The sequence below is a fragment of the Streptomyces sp. NPDC059524 genome (assembly GCF_042749255.1).
Classification (GTDB): domain Bacteria; phylum Actinomycetota; class Actinomycetes; order Streptomycetales; family Streptomycetaceae; genus Streptomyces; species Streptomyces xanthii.
This window is the reverse complement of record NZ_JBHYTK010000059.1, coordinates 14,433-18,403: the sequence shown is the minus strand read 5'-3', so window position 1 is coordinate 18,403 and position 3,971 is coordinate 14,433. Positions and strand designations below refer to the sequence as shown.

Here is a 3,971-nt window from a genome sequence, read left to right as displayed (position 1 = left end):
CGACCACATCCCCGTGGGGGGGCGGCGGGGGGGGATCCCACACCGCCTCTACGGGGCGCCCTCGGCGCGGGTTCGGTATTTCTTTCACGCCCCCCCCCACCCCGAGACGCTCCGCGTCCTGGCCGAGCTGAACTAGCCGCTTCCTAGGACCCCTTGGCGAGCTCCTTCGCCGAGGGCACCTTGTCCTTCACCTCTGCGCCGGCGCTCTTCCCTGCGTCCTTGACGCCGTTGATGATGTCGTCGAACGAACCGGAGACCGAGTCGACGCCGTCACCCTTGCGCAGCTGCTTCGGCAGGTCCTTCAGCTTGTCGATCCCGGCGGTCAGCGGGGCGACCGCCTTCGCGAGCGTCGGGTCGCCCTTGGCGTTGCGCTGCGCCGCCTTGAGCCGGTTGTACGTGAACGCGCCCGCGAGGCCCGCCTTGACGAGGGCGAACTTCCGGCCCTTCGCGCCCTTCTTGAACTTCCCGGCCTTCCACGGCTTCACGATCCACTGGTACGTCGCGCCCGCGGCGAGGCCCGCGTTGGCCACGAACCGGGTCTTGGCGAGCTTCTGGCGCTCGACCGCGGGGCTGCTGCTGGCCGCCGCTGGCCGTGCCACGGCCTCCGTACTGCCGTTGCCGCCGGCGCAGGCGGTACCGCCCACGAGCAGTGCGCCGCACAGCATGAGCGCGATGATTCCGCGCCGCGCCGAAAAGGACTTCCCGACCACGCTCACCTCCGAGCCGTTTTCCCCCTCCCAGCACCCTCCCCCGCGATCCCACCCCCCGCCACTCGACCTCACCCACAGTGACCGCCTCGGGCGTGGGGAGGCTGCGCATGGGCGCGTTCAGGGTGTGCCGGCTGCGCCCGTCAGACTCGCGGCTCCGCGCCCCGCGGGCGCGATCAAGGTGAGGGCAGATGCGCCCCTTCATCGGCGCGGGCCGTGTCGACATGAGGCTCCACCGCGTGAGCGCGATCAAGGCGTGGGCAGATGCGCCCCGTCAGGGGCGCGGGGAACTGCGCGACCAGCCACAACGGCGCGGTAGCCGGCGACGATCCTCAGCCCCTGCGGCGGCCCGCCTGGAGCCGAGGCCGACCGATCGCGCACCCGGCACCGGGGTGCCCCCTTGCCCACCCGTGCCGCCCAAGACGAGGGCGACCGAAGGTGTGCCCGATGCTGGGGGTGGTGCCCGAGGCCGGGTGCCGGGCCGACGCCCCCGTAGGGGGCGGGAGGGTGGGGGAAGGGCTGAGGCTATGGCCTCGCAGGCGAAGGCACGCTCCGCCCGCCCCGGAGACCGCAGCACCACCCACCCCAAGACGACAGGAACCCGCGCCCCGAGGCAACGGCGCCGCCCGCGCCCGGAACCGATGGGGCCCGAGCCCGGGCGGGGGCGTCGTTACGGGGAGGCCGTGGCTACGCGGGGCAGCATTGGGGGTCGACGCCGTTGGGGAGGGACTCGCCGCCGAAGACGGCGCAGGTCGCCTCGTCACCCCCGAGCGCGGCAACCGCGAGCAGCACGGACCCCGCCGTCCAGGACGTCAACTCCTCGGGCCAGATCGCCCGGTCATCGAAGACGTACCCCGTCCAGTACAGCCCGGTCCGCGGATCCCGCAGGTGCTGGATGTCCTGGAGGATCGCGAGCGCCCGGTCCGACTGGCCGACGGCCCAGAGCGCGAGCGCCAGCTCCGCGCTCTCACCCCCGGTGACCCACGGGTTCGGCACGACGCACCGCACTCCGAGCCCGGGCACGACGAACTTGTCCCAGTCCCCGGCGATCCGGGCGGCGGCCTCGTCACCACGCAGGGCCCCGCCGAGCACCGGGTAGTACCAGTCCATCGAGTACCGGCTCTTGTCGAGGAAACGCTCGGGGTGGCGCCGGATGGCGTGCCGCAGCGCGCCGACCGCCAGCTCCCAGTCCGGCTGCGGCTCCTCGCGCTGCTCGGCGATGGCGAGCGCGCACCGCAGCGCGTGGTGGATGGACGAACTCCCGGTCAGCAGCGCGTCGTCGACGGCCGTGCCGTCGTCCTCGCGCTTCCAGCCGATCTGCCCGCCGGGCTGCTGCAGCCTCAGCACCCACTCGACGGCGGCGCCCACGGCCGGCCACATGCGGTCGAGGAACGCGTCGTCGCCGGTGGACAGGTAGTGGTGCCAGACGCCGACCGCGATGTACGCGACGAAGTTGGACTCGCGTCCGCGGTCGGTGACGTCGTCGGGGTCGCCGTCGTGGTAGGCGGCGTACCAGGATCCGTCCGGGTTCTGGTGCCGGGCCAGCCAGTCGTAGGCGCGCTCGGCGGCCTCGTGCTCGCCGGCCACGTCGAGCGCCATGGCGGCCTCAGTGTGGTCCCACGGGTCGAGGTGGTGCCGGCGGAACCACGGTATGGCCCCGTCCGGCCGCTGCACGTCGAGTATCCCGCGCACGGTCCGCCGCGCCTGATCGGCCGTCAGCACACCGTCCAGGACCAGGAGTTCGGTCCGCTCGGGGCTGCTCACGCAGTGGCCTCGGCGTCGGCTGCGGGCAGGTGCGGCTTGGTGGCGTAGGCGACGAAGCTCTTGCCGACGACCGGGTTGAGCAGCTGCTCGGCGACCCGGGTCAGGGCGGGCTTCTTCATGATGTCCCAGACCAGGAGCTTGTGGTACGCCTTGACGGGCAGCGCCTTGTCGTTGTCGACGCCGAAGGCGCACTTGAGCCACCAGTACGGCGAGTGCAGGGCGTGCGCGTGGTGCGTGCCGTACGGCTTGAGGCCGGCCTCGCGCATCTTGCCGAGGAGTTCGTCGGCCTTGTAGATGCGGATGTGGCCGCCCTCGACCTCGTGGTACTCGTCGGAGAGCGCCCAGCAGACCTTCTCGGGGCCGTAGCGCGGCACGGTGACGGCGATGCGGCCGCCCGGCTTGAGGACGCGCACCATCTCGGCGAGCACACCCTTGTCGTCGGGGATGTGCTCCATGACCTCGCTGATGATGACGACGTCGAAGGACTCGTCGGGGAACGGCAGCGCGAGCGCGTCGCCCTCCATCGCGGTGGCGGTGGCGCCGGCCGGGGCCTCGCCGGCCTCCTTCATGGCGGCGAACCACTTGGCGACCTCGGCGATCTCCTCCGCGTTCTGGTCGAGGGCGACGACCTGGGCCCCGCGCCGGTAGCACTCGAAGGCATGCCGTCCGGCCCCGCACCCGAGATCGAGGACGCGGTCGCCCGCGGCGAGCGGGAAACGGGTGAAGTCGACGGTCAGCACGTGGCCCTGCTTTCCTGGGGGGTTTCCTGGTGCGCGTCCGCGTGTGCGCGCGCTTGCGATCGCGGTCGTACGGAGCCGCCGGCGGGGCGCGGGGGCGCCGCGTCCATGGACTCCCGGTAGAGCTCTGCGGTGCCCTGCGCGGCCCGCGCCCAGGTGAACCGGTCGAGGACCCGGGCGCGGCCCGCGGCACCGAGCCGGGTGCGCAGCGCGGGGTCGTCGAGCAGCCGGGTCAGCGCGGCGGCGAGGGCGCCGGCGTCGCCGGTCGGTACGGCGAGGCAGGTCTCTCCGTCGGGTCCGGCGACCTCGGGGATGGCGCCGCCGGTGGTGGCGACGAGGGGGGTGCCGGTGGCCATGGCCTCGGCGGCGGGCAGCGAGAATCCTTCGTAGAGGGAGGGCACGCAGGCGACCTGTGCGGAGCGGACGAGGTCGACGAGCTCCTGGTCGCTGATGCCCTTGACGAACTCGACGGCGCCTTCGAGCCCGTAGCGTTCGATGGCCTGGGCGACGGGTCCGTCCTCGGCGCGCTTGCCGACGACGACGAGGTGCGCGTCGGGCTGCTCGGCCCGGACCTTGGCGAGGGCTTCGACGAGGTACACGAGGCCCTTGAGGGGGACGTCGGCGCTGGAGGTGGTGACGATGCGGCCGGGGACCTCGGCGAGGGGCGGGGTGGGGGGGGAGAGGTGGGGGGGGGCGGCGAGGTGGTCGAAGCGGCGTCGGCCGGGGCGTACCCCGAGGTGGGCGACGCTCTAGGCGCGCGGGG

The 3,971-nt window shown here is 73.2% G+C and carries 3 protein-coding genes and 1 pseudogene; all 4 read right to left on the bottom strand.

The window, feature by feature from the left end; translation table 11 throughout:
- Positions 1 to 143 precede the first annotated feature (143 nt).
- Positions 144 to 665 carry a hypothetical protein gene (locus ACFW9D_RS18480; protein WP_188341588.1) on the bottom strand — a complete coding sequence of 174 codons (522 nt, stop codon included), beginning with the start codon at positions 663 to 665 and terminating at the stop codon, positions 144 to 146.
- Positions 666 to 1,394: 729 nt separating this feature from the next.
- The gene (locus ACFW9D_RS18475) at positions 1,395 to 2,471 is read right to left on the bottom strand and encodes a prenyltransferase/squalene oxidase repeat-containing protein (protein ID WP_384623148.1); all 1,077 of its coding nucleotides are present in this window, start codon (positions 2,469 to 2,471) and stop codon (positions 1,395 to 1,397) included.
- Positions 2,468 to 3,211 (bottom strand): methyltransferase domain-containing protein, encoded by a 744-nt coding sequence (locus tag ACFW9D_RS18470; RefSeq protein WP_384623146.1) that lies wholly within the window; start codon positions 3,209 to 3,211, stop codon positions 2,468 to 2,470. The genes ACFW9D_RS18475 and ACFW9D_RS18470 overlap by 4 nt, the downstream gene beginning before the upstream one ends.
- A pseudogene (locus ACFW9D_RS18465) lies at positions 3,205 to 3,870 on the bottom strand (glycosyltransferase family 4 protein); the annotation flags it as partial. The pseudogene ACFW9D_RS18465 and the gene ACFW9D_RS18470, both read right to left, overlap by 7 nt.
- Positions 3,871 to 3,971 lie beyond the last annotated feature (101 nt).

What these genes read in the sequence shown, in the direction of transcription:
- ACFW9D_RS18480 (WP_188341588.1), bottom strand. Translation starts at nt 665, where the DNA reads ATGCTGTGCGGCGCACTGCTCGTGGGCGGTACCGCCTGCGCCGGCGGC.